This is a genomic window from Anaerohalosphaeraceae bacterium (assembly GCA_037479115.1).
Classification (GTDB): Bacteria; Planctomycetota; Phycisphaerae; order Sedimentisphaerales; family Anaerohalosphaeraceae; genus JAHDQI01.
Genome location: JBBFLK010000012.1, coordinates 1 through 21,193 on the forward strand (window position 1 = coordinate 1; position 21,193 = coordinate 21,193).

The 21,193-nt window shown below is 58.7% G+C and carries 9 protein-coding genes; 6 read left to right on the forward strand and 3 right to left on the reverse strand.

Features of this window, described 5'->3' with window-relative positions; genetic code table 11:
• Positions 1–384 precede the first annotated feature (384 nt).
• The 6 genes from WHS88_07290 to WHS88_07315 all read left to right on the forward strand — a co-directional run bounded on the left by WHS88_07290 (position 385) and on the right by WHS88_07315 (position 18,530).
• Positions 385–2,511 carry a carbohydrate-binding protein gene (locus tag WHS88_07290; GenBank protein ID MEJ5259974.1) on the forward strand — a complete coding sequence of 709 codons (2,127 nt, stop codon included), beginning with the start codon at positions 385–387 and terminating at the stop codon, positions 2,509–2,511.
• A 45-nt stretch (positions 2,512–2,556) separates the two neighbouring features.
• Positions 2,557–7,368: a family 43 glycosylhydrolase gene (locus WHS88_07295; GenBank protein MEJ5259975.1), complete on the forward strand. Its 4,812-nt coding sequence runs from the start codon at positions 2,557–2,559 to the stop codon at positions 7,366–7,368.
• 159 nt (positions 7,369–7,527) lie between these two features.
• Entirely contained in the window at positions 7,528–12,495 is a 4,968-nt protein-coding gene (locus WHS88_07300; protein ID MEJ5259976.1) for a family 43 glycosylhydrolase, read from the forward strand.
• Positions 12,496–12,517: 22 nt separating this feature from the next.
• On the forward strand, positions 12,518–14,086 hold the full coding sequence (locus WHS88_07305; GenBank protein ID MEJ5259977.1) for a glycoside hydrolase 43 family protein: 1,569 nt from the start codon (positions 12,518–12,520) through the stop codon (positions 14,084–14,086).
• Positions 14,087–14,107: 21 nt separating this feature from the next.
• Complete coding sequence (locus WHS88_07310; protein ID MEJ5259978.1) at positions 14,108–16,180, forward strand: alpha/beta hydrolase-fold protein; 2,073 nt, start codon at positions 14,108–14,110, stop codon at positions 16,178–16,180.
• A gap of 28 nt (positions 16,181–16,208) precedes the next feature.
• Entirely contained in the window at positions 16,209–18,530 is a 2,322-nt protein-coding gene (locus WHS88_07315; protein MEJ5259979.1) for a glycoside hydrolase N-terminal domain-containing protein, read from the forward strand.
• Between the two features lie 72 nt (positions 18,531–18,602).
• On the opposite strand, the gene WHS88_07320 is transcribed toward WHS88_07315, so the two are convergent.
• The 3 genes from WHS88_07320 to WHS88_07330 all read right to left on the reverse strand — a co-directional run bounded on the left by WHS88_07320 (position 18,603) and on the right by WHS88_07330 (position 21,032).
• Positions 18,603–19,427, reverse strand: coding sequence for a DNA methyltransferase (locus WHS88_07320; protein MEJ5259980.1), 825 nt, complete (start codon positions 19,425–19,427; stop codon positions 18,603–18,605).
• A 118-nt stretch (positions 19,428–19,545) separates the two neighbouring features.
• Positions 19,546–20,289: a hypothetical protein gene (locus WHS88_07325; protein ID MEJ5259981.1), complete on the reverse strand. Its 744-nt coding sequence runs from the start codon at positions 20,287–20,289 to the stop codon at positions 19,546–19,548.
• 407 nt (positions 20,290–20,696) lie between these two features.
• The gene (locus WHS88_07330; GenBank protein MEJ5259982.1) at positions 20,697–21,032 is read right to left on the reverse strand and encodes a hypothetical protein; all 336 of its coding nucleotides are present in this window, start codon (positions 21,030–21,032) and stop codon (positions 20,697–20,699) included.
• Between the last annotated feature and the right edge of the window lie 161 nt (positions 21,033–21,193).

Here is a 21,193-nt window from a genome sequence, read left to right on the forward strand (position 1 = left end):
CGGTGGAGATTGCTCAGGAGTACATGGCGGTAACGGGTGTGCCGTCGGTCTGCAACCGGGAAATCTACGACATGGGCATGTATGACGCCGACGGCGACTGCCGGATTACTTTGGCGGACTTTGCGGCGTTTGCAGCCCGGTGGCTGGAAGACGACCGCATCTACCGGAATCCGTAAGCGTTTGATACCGGGGACAGCGCTTCTGTCTTCCTGAGAAATGATTCGAAGCACCGCTCCGGCCAAAACAGCGGCCGGAGCGGTGTCTTCCGAATTCGGAAGACAGCAAGGATTCATAAGATTCAAAAGGGCTTTTCATACCAGGCGGCAGGAGAAAAACAAGGTCTTATAAACGGTTGATAGTCCTGACTCCGCAAATGGGGGGTTTATGAGCAGAAAACAAGGTCGGCTGTTTCGATTCATTTTTTGTCTTGTTTCAGCGTTTCTCTTTCTTGGAAGCGGCTACGGCTGGCAGTCTGACAACGGCGACGGAACGTTTACCAATCCGATTCTTTATGCGGACTATCCTGACCCGGACATCATCCGGGTCGGTTCCTATTTTTATATGGTCACCACGACCTTTGCGGACTCTCCGGGCCTGACGGTTCTGCGTTCGGAGGACCTGGTGAATTGGGAGATTCTTTCCCATGCGGCCTCATTTCTCGATATGGGGCCGGAATACAATATGCAGAATGAAACGACGGCGTACCGCCGCGGGATGTGGGCCTCGAGCATTCGCTATTACAACGGGATGTTTTATATTGTGGTCAATCCGTGGGGAGCGCCGGGCGCTCGGGTGTACTATGCTTCCGACCCGGCGGGGCCGTGGAATTACCATCAGCTCGACCGCGGCGCCCACGACCCGGGATTTTTCATCGATGATGACGGAACGGGATATATTTTCTATGGGTCGGGATGGATTTCCGTCCTGACGCTCAACTCCAATTTTTCGGCGGTGGTCGCTCAGACGAACAACGTTGTCAACGGCGGCGGGGAAGGCTCGCACGTCATCAAACGCGGCAATTATTATTATCTGTTTAACGCCAACCCCGGCACCTGGCCGTTTCAGCTCCGCTGCTCGCGGGCAACCAGCATTTTCGGTCCGTGGGAAACCGGACGGATTTGCCTGCTGGCAACGACGGGCGGCCACCAGGGAGCCATCGTTGACATCGATGACAACGACAACTGGTACGGCTTTGTGATGCAGGACAGCGGGGCAGTCGGACGGATGACCCGCATTGGGCCGGTCTTTTGGGAGAATGACTGGCCGGTTTTCGGAACGCCGACTGAGCGGGATGTAATGGCGGCAACATATCCCAAACCGATTCAGGGCAAACCCATCATTCAGCCGCCGACCAGCGACGATTTCGATTCGCCCGTTCTGGGGCTTCAGTGGCAGTGGAATCACAATCCGGACAACAGCCGCTGGTCGCTGACGGAGCGGCCCGGCTGGCTTCGGCTGCGTCCGACCCGGGCCTCGGGCTTCTGGACCGCCCGCAACACGCTCACCCAGAAGGGACAGGGGCCCTGGAGCCGCGGCCAGGTCAAGCTGGACCTGCAGAATCTTCAGACCGGCGACATCTGCGGCTTCGGAACGCTCGGCAAATACAGCGCCCACATTGCTGTTCATCGGGATGCCGGCGGAAGCCTCTTTTTGAGAATGAATGTCCTGCAGGACACCACCAGCGGCATTCAGACGGAAACCCGCGTGTCGTCGGTTCCGATTTCCGCAAGCATTCTTTATCTTCGGACGGATATGAATTTTCAGACCAACAAAGGGCTGTGCTCCTACAGTCTCGACGGGCAGAGCTGGACGGCGCTGGGCGGGGAGTTTCCGCTGGCTTTCGACTGGCAGACCGGCACGTTTCAGGGTGAAAAATACGCCCTTTTCTGTTATAATCCCAATACCGCCGCCAGTCCCGGCTGGGTGGATGTGGACTGGTTTGAGTTTTTCGACTCGCCGCCGCCTCGTTCGGCCTTCCGGCTGATTGAAGCGGAGGATTTTGACGAAAAATCCGGCACCCAGACGGAATCCTGCAGCGAAGGCGGCCTGAATGTCGGATATATCCAGAACGGCCATTATTTAGTCTATAAAAAAGTGAATTTCGGCCGCGGGGCGGTTTCATTTCAAGTCCGGGCGGCTTCGGCAACCGCCGGCGGAACCATTGAACTGCGTCTGGATTCGCCGAGCGGCCCGCTGATTGGGACCTGCCCGATTTCCAACACCGGCGGCTGGCAGACTTGGCAGACACGCTCCTGCGCGGTCAGCGGGGTTGCCGGTATCCGCGATTTGTATCTGAGATTTACCGGCGGCACCGGCTATCTTTTCAATCTCAACTGGTGGCAGTTTATTCGCTACGGCGACCTGAATGCCGATACGATTGTGGACAAGAGCGACCTGTCGGCCTTTGCCGATTTGTGGCTGCAGCCGCACAGCGGCCTGGACCGGGACGGCAACGGTCTGCTCAACCTGACGGAGTTTGCCGACCTGGCCGCCGTCTGGCTGGAGGAATGAATGATTGGTATGCAAAAAAATCATAACTGTACAAATGGGGGAATTATGAAAGTCCGAAAAACAGACAAGGGGTTCAGAAAAAGTTTGCAATGGGTCTTTGCGGTGCTGTGTCTGGGGTGTCTTTCCGGTTCGATGCGGGCGGATTATCCGATTATGTCGCATCACTACGCCGCCGACCCGACGGCCGTCGAATGGAACGGACGACTGTACGTGTACTGCTCCAACGATGAGGAAAACGGGGAGAACACCGGCTACATTATGAGGTCTATCGTCTGTTTTTCAACGGATGATTTGAAGAACTGGACGGACCACGGTGTGGTCTTTCATGCCGACCAGCTGTCCTCCTGGTATTCCGGGACCGCCTGGGCCCCCTGTATCGTCTATCACAACAACAAGTTTTATCTGTACTTCGGGGATGCCTACTGGGGCATCGGCGTTGTAACGAGTGATTCGCCGCTCGGACCGTTTACCGCCCCGAAAAACGCGCTGGTCGTGACCCGGTCCACGCCGGGGGCAAACAGCACCTGGATGTTCGACCCGTGCGTGTTTGTGGACGATGACGGCACACCGTATCTGTATTTCGGCGGCGGCGGCCCCAATCAGGGGCGTGCGATTCAGCTGCATACAAATATGATCGATACGGTCGGGTCGGCTATCTCGATTGACGCCCCGGACTTCTTCGAGGCGTCTCATATGCACAAATACAACGGCGTCTATTACTACTCTTACGCCGACAACTACGAAGACTGGACCCCTTCGTCTCAGATTGGGTATCGGACCGGACCTACTCCGCTGGGGCCGTTTACCTATCAGGGGGTTGCGGTTCCTCAGCCGCCGTACAATTACGGCAACAACAATCATCACTCTTTTTTCACATTTCAAGGCGAATGGTACTGCGTTTATCACAACCGCTATCAGGCGACGATCGACGGCGTATCCACCACGGAACACCGGAATATCGGCCTGGACCGGCTGTATTACAACCCGGACGGCACCATCCAGCCGCTCGTGCATACCCAGGACGGGCTGCCGCAGCTGAAATTCTTGAATCCGTATGTGCGGGTAGAAGGGGAAACGCTGGCCCAGCAGAGCGGCATTCGCACACAGGTCTGTTCGGAAGGGGGGTTGAATGTCACCGCCGTCGATAACGGCGACTGGATTCGGCTTCGGGGGGTGGATTTCGGCACCGGTGCCGGCAGCTTCAAGGCCCGTGTCGCCTCCACCAAAACCGGCGCAGCCATCGAACTGCGTCTGGATTCTCTGACCGGCCCGCTCATCGGCACCTGTTCGATTCCGAATACCGGCGGGCCTCAAAACTGGACAACGGTTTACTGCAATGTCAGCGGTGCCGTGGGCGTACGGGATTTGTATCTGAAGTTTACAGGGCCCGCCGGCGGCGACCTGCTCAATCTGAACTGGTGGCAGTTCCAGACCGAACCGCTGACAATGGTGCCCGTCAACATCAATCCGGCCATCCTCTTTCAGACCATCGAAGGTCTGGGCGGCGCGATTTGTTTCTACAACGGCTGGGTGACCGCTCATCCGTATAAATCCGAAATTTACACCCATGCCTTCGCCGGACTGAATCTGTCGATGCTGCGGGTGGGCAACTGGTGGCGGGGCGTGAACGGTCAGGATACGGCGATTTATGAAATCGTGGCCGCCGCCAATCAGCGGCTGGGTCGGCCTGTGCCGATTCTGATGTCCTCCTGGTCGCCGCCGGCCTATCTGAAAAGCAACGGCCAGACCGGAGGCGGCGGCACCCTCATCCAGGTCAACGGTCAATACGACTATGCGGGATTCGCCGAGTACTGGTACCAGTCTCTTCAGGACTACATCTCCCGCGGGGTCAACCCTACCTGGATTACCATTCAGAACGAACCGGACTGGACGGCGGATTACGATTCCTGCCGGTTTGACCCGACGGAAGGCCAATACGCCAGTTATGCCCTGGCTCAGGACGCTGTGTTCTATCGGCTCCAAAGCATGGCCTCGCCGCCCAAACTGCTCAGCCCGGACTGTGTGGGGCTTTGGGGCAACGCCGCCGGCCTGCGCAATTACCTGAATGCCCTGAATCCGAATACCTTCTACGGCATTGCCCACCATCTTTACGGCGGCAGCACCGACGGAACGCCCGACGGATACAATTCCGCCTTTACGACGGTCTTGAATACCCGGAATACGCAGTTTCCCGGCAAGCCGATTTTTATGACGGAGTTCGGGGATATCAAAGGGCTGATTCCGGTGGCCAATTTGATTCACAACTCCCTTGTGGTTGAACAGGTCAGCGGCTATAACCACTGGTGTCTGGTCTGGCCCGGCGACATTGGGCTGGTGGAGATTGAATTCCCCTGGAGCTACTACGGAACAGGCGGCTCCTGGACACATCCCAAAGGATACTGGCTGAATCCCTCCTACTGGTCGATGAAGCATTATTCGTACTACGTCCAGCCGGGATTCCGCCGCACCCAGTCGTCCAGCGGCCATTCGAATCTGCTGGCGTCCTCGTTTTTATCTCCGGACGGCAAACGGCTCGTGGCGGTGCTCATCAATCGTCTGGAAACGGAAACCCTGTACGCCAACCTGAACATCAGTTCGTTTGCATATAATTCCTCCAGCGTCTTCCAGACCGTCGGCGACCAGTATTTCCAGGCCCTGGGGCCCATGGGGTCTCCGGTGGTCCTGCCGCCGCTGTCTGTGACGACGATTGTTTTGGACTGCTACGGTCCGGCGGCTCCGACGGGGCTGGCGGCGACGGCGATTGTCGATTCGCAGATCAACCTGACCTGGACAGCTTCTCCCGGCGCCCTGTCCTACAATGTCAAGCGCTCCACCGTCAGCGGCGGGCCCTATACAACCATCGGTACGAACATCACAGGCACCGCATTCAGCGATACCCGCGTGGAGCCGGGGATGACCTATTATTATGTGGTCAGCGCCAACACGCTCAGCGGTCAGAGCGCCGACAGTGCGGAAACCAGCGCTGCCCGCGTGCGCACGTATCTGCGGTTCAATGAAACCAGCGGCACGACGGCGGCAGATGCCACCGGCGGCGGACGAAACGGCACGCTGGTTAACGGCCCGACCTGGGGCGCCGGCAAGTTCGGCAACGCCGTCTATCTGGACGGAACCAATGACCATGTCACACTGCCGGCCGGCGTCGTCAACGGCCTGACGGACTGCACCATCTCTCTGTGGGTGTACCTGAATTCCGTCAGCACTTGGTCGCGGGTGTTTGACTTCGGCACCGGCACGACCGTCAATATGTTCCTGACCCCGCGGCACAGCAACACCTCCGGCACCGTACGGTTCGCCATTACCACAAGCGGCGCCGGCGGCGAACAGCGCATCAACGGCACGTCGGCTCTGCCGACCGGCGTCTGGACCCACGTGGCCGTTACGTTCAGCGGCAATACCGGCATCCTGTATGTCAACGGACAGGAGGTCGGACGCAACAGCTCGATGACGCTCAATCCGTCCTCGCTGGGCAATACCACGCAGAACTATCTGGGCCGCTCGCAGTACGCAGCCGACCCCTATCTGAATGGGCGGATTGATGAGTTCCGCATCTATTCGAGGGCTCTGAGCGATGTGGAAATCGCCCGTCTGTATGAAGAGCAGATTCCGACGGCAGTCCCGCCGGCCCCAACGGGCCTTTCGGCGACAGCGGTTTCCGGCACCCGCATCGACCTGACCTGGAACGCATCCGACACTGCAACAAACTATGACATCAAACGTGCGCTGACAAACGGCGGCCCGTACACCCATCTGACCAGTGTTTCCGGAACCTCCTGGAGCGACACCGGCCTGTCGGAGCAGACCGCTTACTATTATGTCATCAGCGCCGTCAACAGCGTCGGCAGCAGCGCCAACTCGGCGCAGGCCCAGGCCGTCACACTGGCCGACCCGCCGGCCGCCCCGACCGGCCTGACCGCCCAGGACATCGGCGGCGCCGTGCAGCTGACCTGGAATGCCAACACGGAAAGCGATTTGGCGGGGTATTACGTCTGGCGTTCCACAACCCCCGGCAGCGGCTATACACGGCTCAACAGCACTCCGCTGAACAGTCTGACGTTTACAGACAGCGCCATCACCTACTACACCCCGTATTATTATGTGATCACAGCGGTGGATACCGACGGCTATGAAAGCGGCTATTCCAATGAAGTGTCTGTCACGCCGGCGGACCCGCTGGTCATCGTCCTGACAGCCGTCGATTTTGAAAGCGGCTTCGGCAGCTGGGTCAACCTGACCGGTGTGGATAATCAGGACTGGCTCCGCAATTCCGGCCATACGCTGACGCCCAACACAGGGCCTTCGGGCGGAGCCAACGGAACCACGTGGTATGCGTATCTGGAAACTTCTCCGGGCTGGGCGTATATGCCCGGTGATACGGCCATTCTCGAAAGCCCTGTGCTGTACGGCACCCAGCGCCGGCTGACCTTCTACTATCACATGTACGGCGTGGACATCGGCTCGCTGTTTGTGGATGTCGAACACAACGGGACCTGGCAGTACGGCGTCTGGAGCCGCACCGGCCAGCAGCATACATCCAACAATGAGCCGTACTCACAGGCCGTTGTCGATTTAAGCGGTTTTACAGGCCCGATTCGAATTCGCATCCGGGCCGTAGCCGCCGGCGGTCCGCGCGGCGATACGGCGATTGATGAAATCGTGGTAACCGGACGCTGGCTCTACGGTGATTTCAACGGCGACGGAACAGTGGATTTGGAAGACTTGACGGCCTTCAGTGCCCTGTGGCTGGACACTCATTGCGAACTGGACCGAAATGGAGACTGCCGGATTGATCTGGAGGAAATGGCTGAACTGGCCGCCAACTGGATGAAGAGCCTCTGATTGAAAAACTCGATTCCGTCTTAACCGTATGACAGGGACTGTCGATTTGACAACAGATAAAAAGAAATAAAAAAAACAGCCGGAGAAAGGGTTGCCTGAACCGTTCTCCGGCTGTATCTTTGGAACAAAGGGATGTATCGGAAACAATGGAGGTTTTTTATGAAAAGGACGCTGTCTGCACAGGTTCCCGCCGCAAGTCTGTTTTGGCTTTTTGTGATTATTTCCGCCGTCGGTTTTGCCGCCGCTCCGATTGCCTTTGAGCAGTTTGAGTACAGCGGCCAGGACATCTACTCACCGGCTAACCTCGAAGCCGGACATTTTCGCAACCCGATTTTGGCCGGCTTTCATCCTGACCCGAGCATCTGCCGTGTCGGAGATGATTACTATCTGATTAACTCAACATTTCAGTATTTTCCCGGTCTTCCCATCTTTCACAGCAAAGACCTAGTCAACTGGAAGCAAATCGGCCATGTGATTCACCGGCCGGAGCAGTTAAACTACACATCCCGTCGAACCAGCGGCGGCTTGTTTGCCCCGGCTATCACATATCACAAGGGGCTGTTCTACGTTGTTTGCACAATGGTGGATAATCTGGGCAATTTTGTCGTCACAGCCCAAAACCCCGCCGGCCCCTGGTCGAACCCGGTCAAACTGGACTTCGGCGGCATTGACCCGTCCATCTTTTTCGATGAGGATGACCGGGCCTGGATTGTTCACAACGATGCCCCGCAGGGACCGCCGAAGTATGAAGGCCATCGAGCAGTCTGGATTCAGGAGTTTGACTGGAAGAATCTGAAGATGATCGGCCCGCGCAAGATGCTCATCGACGGCGGCGTGGACATCACCAAAAAACCCATCTGGATTGAAGGCCCGCACATCTACAAACGCAAGAACTGGTATTACCTTTGTTGTGCGGAAGGCGGCACGGGCCCGGGACATTCTCAGGTCATCTTCCGCAGCCGCAGTGTGGACGGCCCTTATACCCCCTGGGAGAAAAACCCCATTCTCACCCAGCGCGATTTAGACCCGGAAGTCCTCGGCGCTGTCACCTGCACGGGCCATGCCGACCTTGAAATCGGTCCGGACGGAAACTGGTGGGCGGTCTTTCTGGCTGTCCGGCCGTATCAGAGGGGCCTGTCGCCCATGGGCCGGGAAACCTTCCTGCTGCCCGTCACCTGGACGGAGGACGACTGGCCGACCATCCTGCCGACCGACCAGAGGGTTCCGCTGATTGTCAAATCGCCCAACGGCGTTTCCGTCCAGCCGTCCGATGCTCCGTACACCGGTTCCTTTACCTGGCGGGATGATTTTAAACAGAAAGACCTTTCCCTCGAATGGATTATGCTCCGCCAGCCCAAACAGACCTGGTGGCAGATTGATGCCGCCGCCGGACGGCTTCTGCTGACACCGCAGAACGAAAAACTGTCCGGCACGGGCAATCCGAGTTTTCTGGGCCGGCGCGTCCGGCATCCGGTTTACACCGCCTCGGTAACAGTGGAAGTGCCCAAAGAAAACAACGTCTCGGCCGGACTGGCTTTGTTTATGAACGAACGCCATCATTACTTCTTTGCCGTTCGGCGCATCGGCGGCAAGCCGCGCATCTTTGTGGAATGCGTCAAACGCGGCCAAACCAGCGAGTTGGCCTCTTTTGACCCACACGCCGCCCAGAGCGTTCGGCTGACCATCGAGGTCGACAAAGCGGTCTGTGCCTTCCGCTACCAGCTCCCCGGCGAAGAACGCAAGACCCTGCTGGAAAATGCCGATGCAACGATAATTTCCTTCTCGGTTCCGGATGCTCTGTTTCTGGGAGCCACCGTCGGCCCCCACGTGCGCCTCGATGCGTCACCCTTCCCGCCTCCGCTGGCCAGGGGCTCTGCCTTCCAAATTCAGGGCAATCCGATTTTCCGGGACGCCTTTACCGCCGACCCGGCCCCGCTGGTGGACGGCGACACCCTCTATGTCTATGTCGGCCATGATGAGGCCAAAGACGGCGAGCTGTTCAACATGACCGGCTGGCTGTGCTACTCAACGAAAGATATGAAAAACTGGGTAGCTCACGGGACGGTCCTGAGGCCCACAGACTTCCAATGGGCCGTAGGGGACGCCTGGGCCTCTCAGGTTATCAAAAAAGACGGCAAGTACTACTTCTTTGCAACTGTTCAGCACGGTCCGCCGCACGTCGGCAAGGCCATCGGGGTAGCCGTCTCGGACAGCCCGACCGGACCGTTCAAAGACGCCCGCGGCAGTGCGTTGGTTTATGACCAAATGACGCCCAACTCCAAAGTTCCCTGGGAGGACATCGACCCGACCGTATTCATCGATGATGACGGCACAGCCTGGATGGCCTGGGGCAACGGCGACTGCTATCTGGTCAAACTCAAACCCAACCTGATTGAGCTCGACGGGGAAATTCAGAAAATCGACTTGCCCTACTACACGGAAGGCCCCTGGCTTCACAAACGCGGCAATCTTTATTACCTGACCTATGCGGCCTTTGCGCATCAGGGCACGGCGGAAAAGATTTGCTATGCCACCGCTCCGGCGATAACCGGGCCGTGGACCTATCAGGGCATTCTGACCGGCTTTGCCAAAAACAGTTATACCATCCATCCGGGGATTGTTGAATTCAAGGGGCAGTGGTATTTCTTCTATCACAATGCCACGCTCACGCTCAATGGTCTGGGGCCCGCCACCGGGCGGCGAAGCGTCTGTGTCGAATACCTGTATTACAACCCGGACGGAACGATTCAGCCGATATCTCAAACGGAAGAAGGCATCACCGTCCCGCCCAAAAAGGAAAGCAGTGTTTCCTCCTGCTTTTTCCCCCTGAAGGAGGTGCGGCTTTTGCCGAGCCCTTTTTCCGAGGCCGTGGGGGTCAACCGGGCGTATCTGCTGGCACATAAGCCGGACCGCCTGCTGGCTCCGTACCGTCGGGAGGCGGGGCTGGAACCCAAGGCGGCTCCCTACGGCAACTGGGAAAGCAGCGGCCTGGACGGGCATACCGCCGGACATTATCTGTCGGCCCTTTCGCTGATGATTGCGGCAGGAGCCGACCCGGACGGCGAGTTCGGCCGGCGGCTTGACTATATGCTCGAGGAGCTGGCTGATATTCAAAAGGCCAACGGCAACGGATACATCGGCGGCGTCCCCGGAAGCCGTTCGTTCTGGAAAGGCGTCTCCGAAGGACGCATCGACCTGTTTCGCACCAAATGGGTGCCCTGGTACAATGTCCACAAGATGTTCGCCGGACTGCGGGATGCGTATCTGCACGCAGGCCGCCCCAAGGCCCTCGAGCTGCTGACGGGACTGGGCGACTGGTGCGAATCGGTCGTCGCCGGCCTCAACGAACAGCAGATGCAGCAGATGCTCGATACGGAATACGGGGGGATGAACGAGGTGCTGGCCGACCTGTATGAGCTCACCGGAAACCGCAAGTACCTGGAACTGGCCAAACGATTCAATCACCGCAGAATCTTCGAGCCCCTCGAAAACCGCCGGGACCGTCTTACGGGACTTCACGCCAACACGCAGATTCCGAAGATTATCGGGATGCAGCGAATTGCGGCCCTGACCGGCGATGACAAGCTGCACACCGGGGCCTGCTTTTTCTGGGAAACCGTCACCCGCAATCGCAGCGTGGCCTTCGGGGGCAACAGCGTCAGCGAGCACTTCAACGACCCGAAGGACTTCAGCGGAATGATTGCCCATCGGGAAGGCCCGGAAACCTGCAACACCTACAATATGCTCCGGCTGACTGAAGCGCTTTTTGAAGCAGAGCCGAAGGCCGAGTACGCCGACTATTACGAACGCGCCCTGTACAATCATATTCTGGCTTCGATTCATCCCCGCAGACCGGGCTATGTGTATTTTACACCGATTCGTCCGGAACACTATCGGGTGTATTCGCAGCCGGAGGTGTGCTTCTGGTGCTGTGTCGGAACAGGGATGGAAAATCCCGGTCGGTACGGCCGGTTTATTTACACCCGGGCTCAGGACGGGCTGTATGTGAACCTGTTTATTCCGTCGGTGCTTACGGCGGCGGACAGGGGACTGGTGCTCAAACAGGAAACCTCGTTTCCGGACGAGCCCCGTACGAAAATATCCATTCAGCTGGCCAAGCCGGCGGACTTTACCCTGTATATTCGTCATCCGGTCTGGGTCAAAGCGGGCGAATTTGTTGTGAAAGTCAACGGACAGCGCTTCAACGTGTCCTCTGCACCGTCCTCTTATGCCGCCGTCAAGAGGGAATGGAAGGACGGCGACACCGTTGAGGTGGACCTGCCGATGCACCTGTACACAGAGCGTCTTCCGGACGGCTCCGATTGGGCGGCGATTCTGTATGGGCCGATTGTGCTGGTCCGGCCGGCCGGCACAGACCGACTGGACGGTTTGTTTGCCGACGGAAGCCGGATGGGCCACGTCGCCCATGGGCCGATGGTGCCGCTGGACCGCGTGCCCGTTCTGCTGACCACAGAAGAAGGTCTGCTGAAGCATATTGCACAGGACCCCTCCGCCGGCCCGCTGCACTTTCGAATCCAAGACATTGTCGAGCCGCCTGCGCCGCAAGGGCTTTTGCTGATGCCGTTTTTCCGCCTGCACGAGCAGCGCTATCAGATGTACTGGGAATTGACAACTCCGGAGAAGGTGGCGGCCCGACGGGAAAAACTGGCCGCGCAGGAGCGTGCCCGACAGGCCCTGGAAGAGGCAACCCTTGACCGGGTGGCCGTGGGAGAACAGCAGCCCGAAACCGAACACGACCTGCAGGGCGAGGGGCTGGAAACCGGCATTCACAACGGCCGGCGCTGGCGGCACGGCTCCTGGATTCAATACACGCTGGACCCGAAGGGGGCCCAGGAGGTTATCCTGTCCGTCACCTATTCCGGCGATGACCGCGACCGGGAGTTTGATATCCTGGTCAACGGCACCGTCATTGCCACCCAGCGGCTGACCGGCGAAAAACCGAATCACTTCATCGAAAAGCGGTACCCAATCCCCGCAGAGATTCTTCGGGCTGCCGCAGGCAAACGGCTGACGGTTCGTTTCGTTGCCAAACGCTGGCTGGCCGGCGGCCTTTATGATGTACGTCTGATTCGTCCGGGAGCTCCGGAAATCGAGCCGTTTCAATGAATCTTTTTTCTGAGGGAAAACAATGAATCGAAACTCGCTTCCAATGGTTTTGTCGGCCTGGCTTGTCTGTTTTTCAGGAGGTCTGCTTCAGGCCGAACCGGCCCGCAATCCGATTATCTGGGCCGATGTGCCCGATGTGGCCGTCATCCGCGTCGGCGATACCTATTATATGAGCAGCACCACGATGCATATGAGTCCGGGCCTGCCGATTATGAAGTCCAAAAATCTGGTCAACTGGACGCTCGTCGGCTATGCCTATGACCGGCTGGTGGAAAACGACGCGATGAATCTCGAGAACGGCAAAAACGCCTACGGCGCCGGCTCCTGGGCCAGCTCGCTTCGGTATCACAACGGCACATACTACGCCTCCACGTTCTCCAGCACCAGCGGCCGCACCCACATTTACACCACGCAGGACATCGAGAAGGGCCCCTGGAAGGAAATTTCGTTTGCCCCGTCCCTGCATGACCATTCGCTGTTTTTTGATGACGACGGGCGGGTGTATATGGTGTACGGCGGCGGCGACATTCGGCTGGCGGAACTCAAAAGCGATCTGTCCGGCCTGAAAGAAGGCGGCTTCCACGACATCATCATCAAAAACGCCAGTGCCGTGGCGGGCCCCAATATCGGTCTGCCCGCCGAGGGCTCCCAAATGCTCAAGGTTCACGGCAAATACTACCTGATGAATATTACCTGGCCCCGCGGCGGAATGCGGACGCAAATCATCCACCGCGCCGACAAAATCACCGGCCCCTACGAAGGCAGAGTCATCCTGCAGGACCGCGGCATCGCACAGGGCTGTCTGATTGACACCCCCGACGGCCGCTGGTACGCCGTCCTCTTTGAAGACAACGGCGCCGTCGGGCGAAGCCCCTGGGTGGTGCCTGTTCAGTGGGTGGACGGCTGGCCGGTGCTCGGCACAAACGGCAAAGCCCCCGATGTGCTCGACATCGAGGACAGCGGCGAAGGCCTTTCCAATCTGGTCTGCTCGGATGAATTCGACCGCGAACCGGGCAAGCCGCTGCCGCTGGCCTGGCAGTGGAATCACAACCCGGATAATCGCTTCTGGTCCATCGGTGTTCGCAAGGGGCATCTTCGCCTGACGACCGGGCGCACCGACAGCAGCGTCCTGCAGGTGCGCAATATGCTCACCCAGCGCACCTTCGGGCCGGTCTGCTCGGCCCGCACCAAACTGGACACGGCCGGCATGAAAGACGGCGACTGTGCCGGACTGATTGCCCTGCAGAAACGGTACGGTTTTGTCGGGGTGCGAATGGAACAGGGCGCCAAATCCATCGTAATGGTCAGCGCCCAATCCGACAACCCGCAAACCATGGAAACCATTCCGCTCCAACAGGATATTGTATATCTGCGCATCGACTGCGATTTCCGCAAACGCACGGACAAGGCCTATTTCTACTACAGCCTGGACGGCACAACATGGACCCGCATCGGTTCGGTTCTGCAGATGGCCTACACGCTGCCGCACTTTATGGGCTACCGCTTCGGCCTGTTCAACTGGGCCGCACAGACGCCCGGCGGCTTTGTCGATTTCGATTACTTCCGCATCAGTCCGCAAATCATGGAATAATTTTTTCGAAGGAGACTTCTGATGAAACACAAAGGACTCGTTTGGCTGATTTTATTGAGTATCGGACTGTACGGCCGGGCCCAGACGGATGCGCCCGCCCCCAAAGACGATTTCAGACCGTCCCCCCTGAACCAGCCGGGCCGTCAATACCCTCAGGTTAATTCGGAAGGACGCGTTCTGGCCCGGATTTCCGCACCCGAGGCCCGCAGCGTCTTTCTGGACATCGGCGCCGTCAAATATCCGATGACCAAAGATGAAGAAGGGGTCTGGACGGGCATGTCCGCCCCGCAGGACGAAGGGTTTCATTATTATCAGCTGATTATTGACGGGGCGGCGGTGCCGGACCCGGGCACTCTCTATTTTTACGGCGCCAGCCGCTGGGGCAGCGGCGTGGAAACTCCCGCCCACGACCAGGATTTCTACGCCCTGAAGGATGTCCCGCACGGACAGGTCCGCCAGCACATCTATTTTTCCAAAATCACCAATGCCTTCCGTCGGTGTTTTGTCTATACACCCCCGGATTATGAAACGAACACCTCTGCCCGCTATCCTGTGCTGTATCTGCAGCACGGCGGCGGAGAAGACGAAACCGGCTGGTCCAACCAGGGTCGGGTCAATCTGATTATGGACAATCTGCTGGCCGAAGGCCGTGCCGTGCCGTTTCTGATTGTGATGGACAACGGGACCTGGACGGCGCCGGGACAACCCCGCCCGCGGCGGGAAGAAGGCCGCCCCTGGCCGCCGCCCGGCTGGGCCGATACCTTCGAAAAGGTGCTCCTGCAGGAAGTCATCCCGATGATTGACAGCCAATACCGCACCCGGGCCGAGCAGCCCTATCGGGCCATGGCGGGTCTGTCCATGGGCGGCATGCAGACCAATGTGATCGCCATGCGCAATCTGGATGTGTTCTCGCATATCGGCATCTTCAGCGGCGGCACCGTCGGCGACCCGGCCACAGCCCACGGCGGCGTTATGGCCAACGCGGAAGAATTCAACAAAAAGGTCAAACTGATTTTTGAAAGCTGCGGCTCCAAAGAAAACCCCGACATGATTCGAAACCATGTCGAGCAGCTGAAGGCCGCCGGCATCAACGCCGTCTGCTATATCTCCCCCAATACCGCTCACGAGTGGCAGACCTGGCGGCGCAGTTTCTATCAGTTTGCCCAGCTGGTCTTTCGAACGGATTCCAAATCGCCCGCTGCTTCTGCCGCCTCCGCCGCTTCGTCGGAACCGCCTGCTCCTGCGTCCCGCCGACCCGGCGGATTCGGCCAGCCCGTCGCCCTCGAAGCGGATGACAAGCCCGTCTTTGATGAACCGCCGGCGGGCTTTAATCAGAAACGCGACGGCATCCCGCGCGGCCGGATGGAGATGATTGAGTACGATTCCAAAACCGTCGGCACGCGCCGCAAGATGCTCGTCTATACCCCGCCGAATTATTCTCCCGATCGCAAATACCCTGTGCTGTATCTGCTGCACGGCATCGGCGGCGATGAAACCGAATGGCAGCGCTTCGCCTCGCCCGATGTCCTGATGGACAACCTGCTGGCCGACGGCCGCGCGGTGTCGATGATTCTCGTGATGCCCAACGGACGGGCCCAGCCCAACGACCGGGCCGAAGGCAACGTGTTCAGCCACGCTCCCGCCTTCGAGCGGTTCGAGCAGGACCTGCTGAACGATGTCATCCCGGCCATCGAAAGCCGGTATTCGGTGCTGAACGACCGCGAACATCGTGCGCTGGCGGGTCTGTCGATGGGCGGAGGCCAGACCCTCAATTTCGGCCTTAAACACCTCGACAAGTTTGCCTGGCTGGGGGCCTTTTCCGCCGCTCCCAACACCAAACAGCCGGCGGAGCTCGTGCCCGACCCGGACAAAACCCGCACTCAGCTGAAGCTGCTTTATCTGGCCTGCGGCAGCCAGGACGGCCTGCTGCCCATCGGCCGCCGTCTTCATTATTATCTGAAGGAACACAACATCCCCCACATCTGGCATGTGGATTCGCACGGCCATGACCCGACCGAGTGGCAGAACAACCTGTACTGGTTCCTCCAGCATGTCTTCCGCTCGCCGGCGGATTTCCCGAAACCCAAATCGTAAGAAAGCGACATCTCTTTCGGAGAGCACTATGCCTTCCCAACGGATTCGAATCATTCCGGCGGCGGTCTGGATGGCTCTGGCCGCCGTCTCGCTTGCGGAAAACCGCAAACCCCTGACCCTCTGGTACACCCAGCCCGCCCGGCAGTGGGTCGAGGCCCTGCCGGTCGGAAACGGCCGTCTGGGGGCGATGGTCTTCGGCGGCCTCGATACAGAGCGGCTTCAGCTCAATGAAGATACGCTCTGGGCGGGCGGTCCCTATCAGCCGGACAACCCCGAAGGCCCGCAGGCCCTCCCCGAAATCCGCAGGCTTATCTTCGAAGGCCGCTACCGAGAAGCCGCCGACCTGGCTTCCCGGACGATGATGGCCCGCCCTTTGCGGCAGATGCCGTATCAGACCGTCGGCGATTTGCGGCTGTCCTTCGGCTCCGTCGAACCGGTGCAATCGTATCGGCGCTCGCTGCAGCTCGATACGGCTGTTGCCGAGGTCTCCTACAAAAAAGACGGCGTGCTCTTCACCCGGGAGGTTTTCTCTTCGCCGGTTCATCAGGTTCTCGTCTGCCGGCTGGCCGCCGACAAACCCGGGCAAATCTCCTTCCGGGCCTCCTTTAAGACCCCGCAGCAGGCCCGCGTGGAAACCGAAGACGACTGTACGCTCGTTGTCCGCGGAACCAACGGCTCCGCCGAAGGCATCGCAGGCGCTCTGAAGTTTGAGGCTCGCATCCGGATTCTCCATCAGGGCGGTCAGTGCCGCGCCGACGGTGACGCCCTGAGCGTTTCCGGCGCCGACAGTGCGGTGATTCTCATCGCCGCCGCCACCAGCTACAAAAATTATGAAGATGTCAGCGGCGACCCGCAGGCCCTCACTCAGGAACACATTCGAACGGCCGCTGCAGTGTCTTATGAGCAGCTCAAAGAAGCCCACATCCGGGAGCACCGGCGTCTTTTTGACCGTGTGCAGCTTGATTTGGGCACCACGCCGGCGGCGGAGCTGCCCACCGACCGGCGAATTGCCCTGAACAACCCGGCGGACGACCCGGACCTGGCCGTGCTGTTCTTCCAGTACGGACGCTATCTGCTGATTTCTTCGTCGCGTCCGGGCGGTCAGCCCGCCAACCTGCAGGGCCTCTGGAACGAGAGCATGACCCCGCCCTGGGGCAGCAAATACACCATCAACATCAATGCGGAGATGAACTACTGGCCCGCCGAGCCGACGAATCTGCCGGAGTGCACGCAGCCGCTGTTTGGAATGATTAAAGACTTAAGCCGCACCGGCGCCCGAACCGCCAAAGTCACCTGGGGCGCCGGCGGCTGGACGGCTCATCACAACACCGACCTGTGGCGGGCATCGGCGCCCATCGACGGCGTGTTCTGGGGACTCTGGCCCACCGGCGGGGCCTGGTTGTGCATCCATCTCTGGGACCATTATGAATACCACTTCGATAAGGAATTCCTGAAAGAGTACTACCCCATTTTGAAAGGAGCGGCTCAATTCTTCCTCGATACGCTCGTGGAAGAGCCCCGGCACAAGTGGCTGGTCACCTGCCCGTCTCTTTCGCCGGAAAATGCCCACCCGAAAGGCGCCAGCATCTGTGCGGGCCCGGCGATGGATATGCAGATTCTGCGTGACCTGTTCGCCTGCTGCATTCAGGCGGCGGAGATTCTGGATATCGACGCGGACTTCCGCGCCCGGCTGGCCGCCGCACGGCAGCGTCTGGCCCCGCATCAAATCGGGACCGCCGGCCAGCTGCAGGAATGGCTCGAGGATTGGGATATGCAGGCGCCGGAAATGAATCACCGCCATGTTTCGCACCTGTACGCGCTCTATCCGAGCTGGCAAATCAACCGCTTTGACAGCCCGGAGCTGGCACAGGCGGTCCGCAAATCTCTGGAGATTCGCGGCGATGAATCCACCGGCTGGGGACTGGCCTGGCGGCTGAATCTCTGGGCCCGACTGGGCGACGGCGAGCGGGCCTACAAAATCCTTCAGATGCTTTTGAGCCCCGACCGCACCTATCCGAACCTCTTTTCCGCTCATCCGCCGTTCCAGATAGACGGCAACTTCGGCGGCACGGCGGGCATCACCGAGATGCTCCTGCAGAGCCGGCGGGCCGGCGACGTCTGGGAGCTGATTCTGCTGCCGGCCCTGCCGAAGGAGTGGCCCTCCGGCTCCATTAAGGGTCTCTGCGCCCGCGGCGGCTTTGTCGCGGATATCCGCTGGAAAGACGGGCGGCTCGAGCAGGCCGTCATCCAGTCCCGATTCGGACATCCCTGCCGCATCCGCTATGGAGACACCCTGCAGACCCTCACCGTTCCCAAAGGCCAAACCGCCGTCTGGAAACCGGCGCCGTAGAGCATCCGACGTCTTTTGTGGTTCGGATAAGACTTTCCGTCATCGGTGAAGGCCCCTCCTCGAAAGGGGCCTTTAGCATTTGGCAGGGCGGCGGGAATCCTTCAGCCGGCTCAGGTCCTCCCGCGGGGCGGGTTTGCGGAAGACAAACAGGTGCTCGTGCATAATCAAATAAAACCGATTCCTTCGCGCTGCGGCAATCCACCGTCCCGTGCACGTGCAGTTGTGCTGGACCTTGATGATGTCCTCCTTGAGAACGAAACCGACCTCCAGAAACTGCTCCATTACGCGGAAGGCCAGCGGGACAAAATGGCGGCCCCGGCGGGTGTCGCCGATGAGGATGGCGCAGAAGCGGCCGCCTTTGAGCACGCGGTACAGTTCGGCGGCGGCCTCCCGCATCGCCCGGCAGAATTTGTCCACACTGGAAATGTTGGACAGGTCGCCGGAAATCCGGCCGCTGGAATAGCGAATCAGATTCAGATAGGGCGGATGCGTGAGAATCAGGTCCACGGACGCGTCGGCCAGAAACGACAGGTCCCGCACATCCGCACAGACGATTTGTCCGCCCGCATCGGGACCGTCCAGCGGAAAATCGACCGCCTGTTCGCACAGGGCCACAGCTGCGGGATTGATGTCGCAGCCGATGTAGCGGCGGCCCAGCAGACGGCACTCAATCAGCGTGGTGCCGCCGCCTGCCATCGGGTCCAGCACCGTCTGGCCCGGCTGCGAATACATCTGGATGATATTGCGGGCCACCTGCGGAGCAAAATTGCCCCGATAGCGGCTGCTGTGCGTCGCCCACGAGCCCCGTACCGGAAACGACCAGACCGTCGTCGCCTCCGGCTGACTCGGATTTTTTACATGAGCAACAATCGATGGCCGTATCTTGGATTTTCTCATAACCAATCCTTCCATAGGTTTTGTGACACTGACTGCGCAGTATCATAGAAAGGAAAAAAGGAAGATCGACAGACTATAGACTGCAAAAATGAAAATTATCTTATTAGATGCCGGTCTTCTATGAAAAGTTGGGAAAATCGAAAGCGGAAAGAGCCGACTGTTTCTCGTAGGTGGCGGATAAATCCTGGTAACTCCAAAATCGAACAAAACGAGCAATCGGCTCAAACGCACGGGAATGAAGCACCTCTTCAAACTCCCGCCTGCGGTGCGCATCGGCCACGATGGTCATTTCAGTTCGAAAATCCGCCAGCTCAACGTATTTAATCAGCGAATTTTTTATGTCCGTGGAATGCTCCACTTCAAAAACGGCCATGGGCAGTTTACGATTGTTAAACCATATAACGTCCACACTTTTGACCCGATTGACTATGTCAGGATAGGTGAAGGACGGTATTTCCGTTTGTCCGGCCATGGAACCGAGAGTCTGTTTCTCCAGAAAGCGGCGGTTTTTGTCCTGGGCAGGGATATACGTGATGTAATTTTTCCAATTGCCCAGCTGAACCAAAAGTCCCTGATAGTAAGTATGGTCGAAACGGCGTCTTTCTTTAGTGTCTTGTCCGGCTTTTTTAGAGGCCTGCAGCGGTGCAGGAAGTTTTTCTTTGTATTTCTTCAGTGCCCACAAACCCGGGCGAATTTTGAAAAACTCTTCATGCTCCTGAACAATTCGACGGATGGAAGCACAGGGGGTTTTCGTACCCCACTTGACACCGGGAATTTTCAGAGTGGCCGCATAGAGTTCACCTAAAGTTGCATACCCTCCCAATTGTTCGAGCGCCATGATCACCGCTTCGTATTGTTTCATAAACAAATCTCCTTCACCTCGCCTCTATCTTAATCCGGAAAGTGCCCGACAGCAAGAACCCCGGTTGCTCTTTTCAGGATGAAACAGTCGGTTTCTGTTGTGTCACCCCCGCGGCTTGTGCTCCGAAGCTTCAGCGAAGGAGGAAGGCGGGGGTCCAGAGTTTTGAATTCCTGGATTCCGGCCTTCGCGGGAATGACGGCGGCTTGGGCGTGGGAAATAGCCCCGGGCGACAAGCCCGGGGAAAGAAACGGCGCACCTCCTCTCTTGCTCTTTTTCCCCGCCCTGGCGGGCGGGGCTATCTTTCGGCGGACAGGGTTCAGACGCCAGCGGCCAGTTGCCAGTTATCAGTTATCAGTCATCAGTTATCAGTTATCAGTCATCAGTTATCAGTCATCAGTTATCAGTCATCAGAATTCGTTTGCTTTTTTTGAATCTGTGGAACCCCCGCAATCTGTGGTGAATTGTTTCGGATTTCGAATTTCGGATTTTTCCATCCGCTGGATTCCCGCCTTCCTTCTTCGCTGAAGCTTCGGAGAACAAGTCGCGGGAAAGGCCTGGATTCCCGCCTGCGCGGGAATGACGGCGGCCTGCGCGGGAAGGACACGGGCCTGCGCGGGAATGACGGCGGCCTGCGCGGGAATGACGGCGGCCTGCGCGGGAAGGACACGGGTCTGCGCGCGAATGACGACGGCTTGGGCGCGGGAAATAGCCCCGGGCGACAAGCCCGGGGAAAGAAACGGCACGTCCCCTACCTGCTCTTTGTCCCCGTCCTTTCGGGCGGGGCTATCTCCCGAGGGACATTGTCCAGACGCCAGTGTCCAGCCTCCAGCGGACAAGCCGCGGACTCATAATCCTTTCTGTCTATACCCTTCCTTCTTTTTCGAGTATCGGATTTAAAATTTAG

Bases quoted from the DNA above. Each gene is read 5' to 3' on its own strand.
- WHS88_07290 (MEJ5259974.1), top strand. From the start codon at position 385: ATGAGCAGAAAACAAGGTCGGCTGTTTCGATTCATTTTTTGTCTTGTT.
- WHS88_07295 (MEJ5259975.1), top strand. From the start codon at position 2,557: ATGAAAGTCCGAAAAACAGACAAGGGGTTCAGAAAAAGTTTGCAATGG.
- WHS88_07300 (MEJ5259976.1), top strand. From the start codon at position 7,528: ATGAAAAGGACGCTGTCTGCACAGGTTCCCGCCGCAAGTCTGTTTTGG.
- WHS88_07305 (MEJ5259977.1), top strand. From the start codon at position 12,518: ATGAATCGAAACTCGCTTCCAATGGTTTTGTCGGCCTGGCTTGTCTGT.
- WHS88_07310 (MEJ5259978.1), top strand. From the start codon at position 14,108: ATGAAACACAAAGGACTCGTTTGGCTGATTTTATTGAGTATCGGACTG.
- WHS88_07315 (MEJ5259979.1), top strand. From the start codon at position 16,209: ATGCCTTCCCAACGGATTCGAATCATTCCGGCGGCGGTCTGGATGGCT.
- WHS88_07320 (MEJ5259980.1), bottom strand. From the start codon at position 19,427: ATGAGAAAATCCAAGATACGGCCATCGATTGTTGCTCATGTAAAAAAT.
- WHS88_07325 (MEJ5259981.1), bottom strand. From the start codon at position 20,289: ATGAAACAATACGAAGCGGTGATCATGGCGCTCGAACAATTGGGAGGG.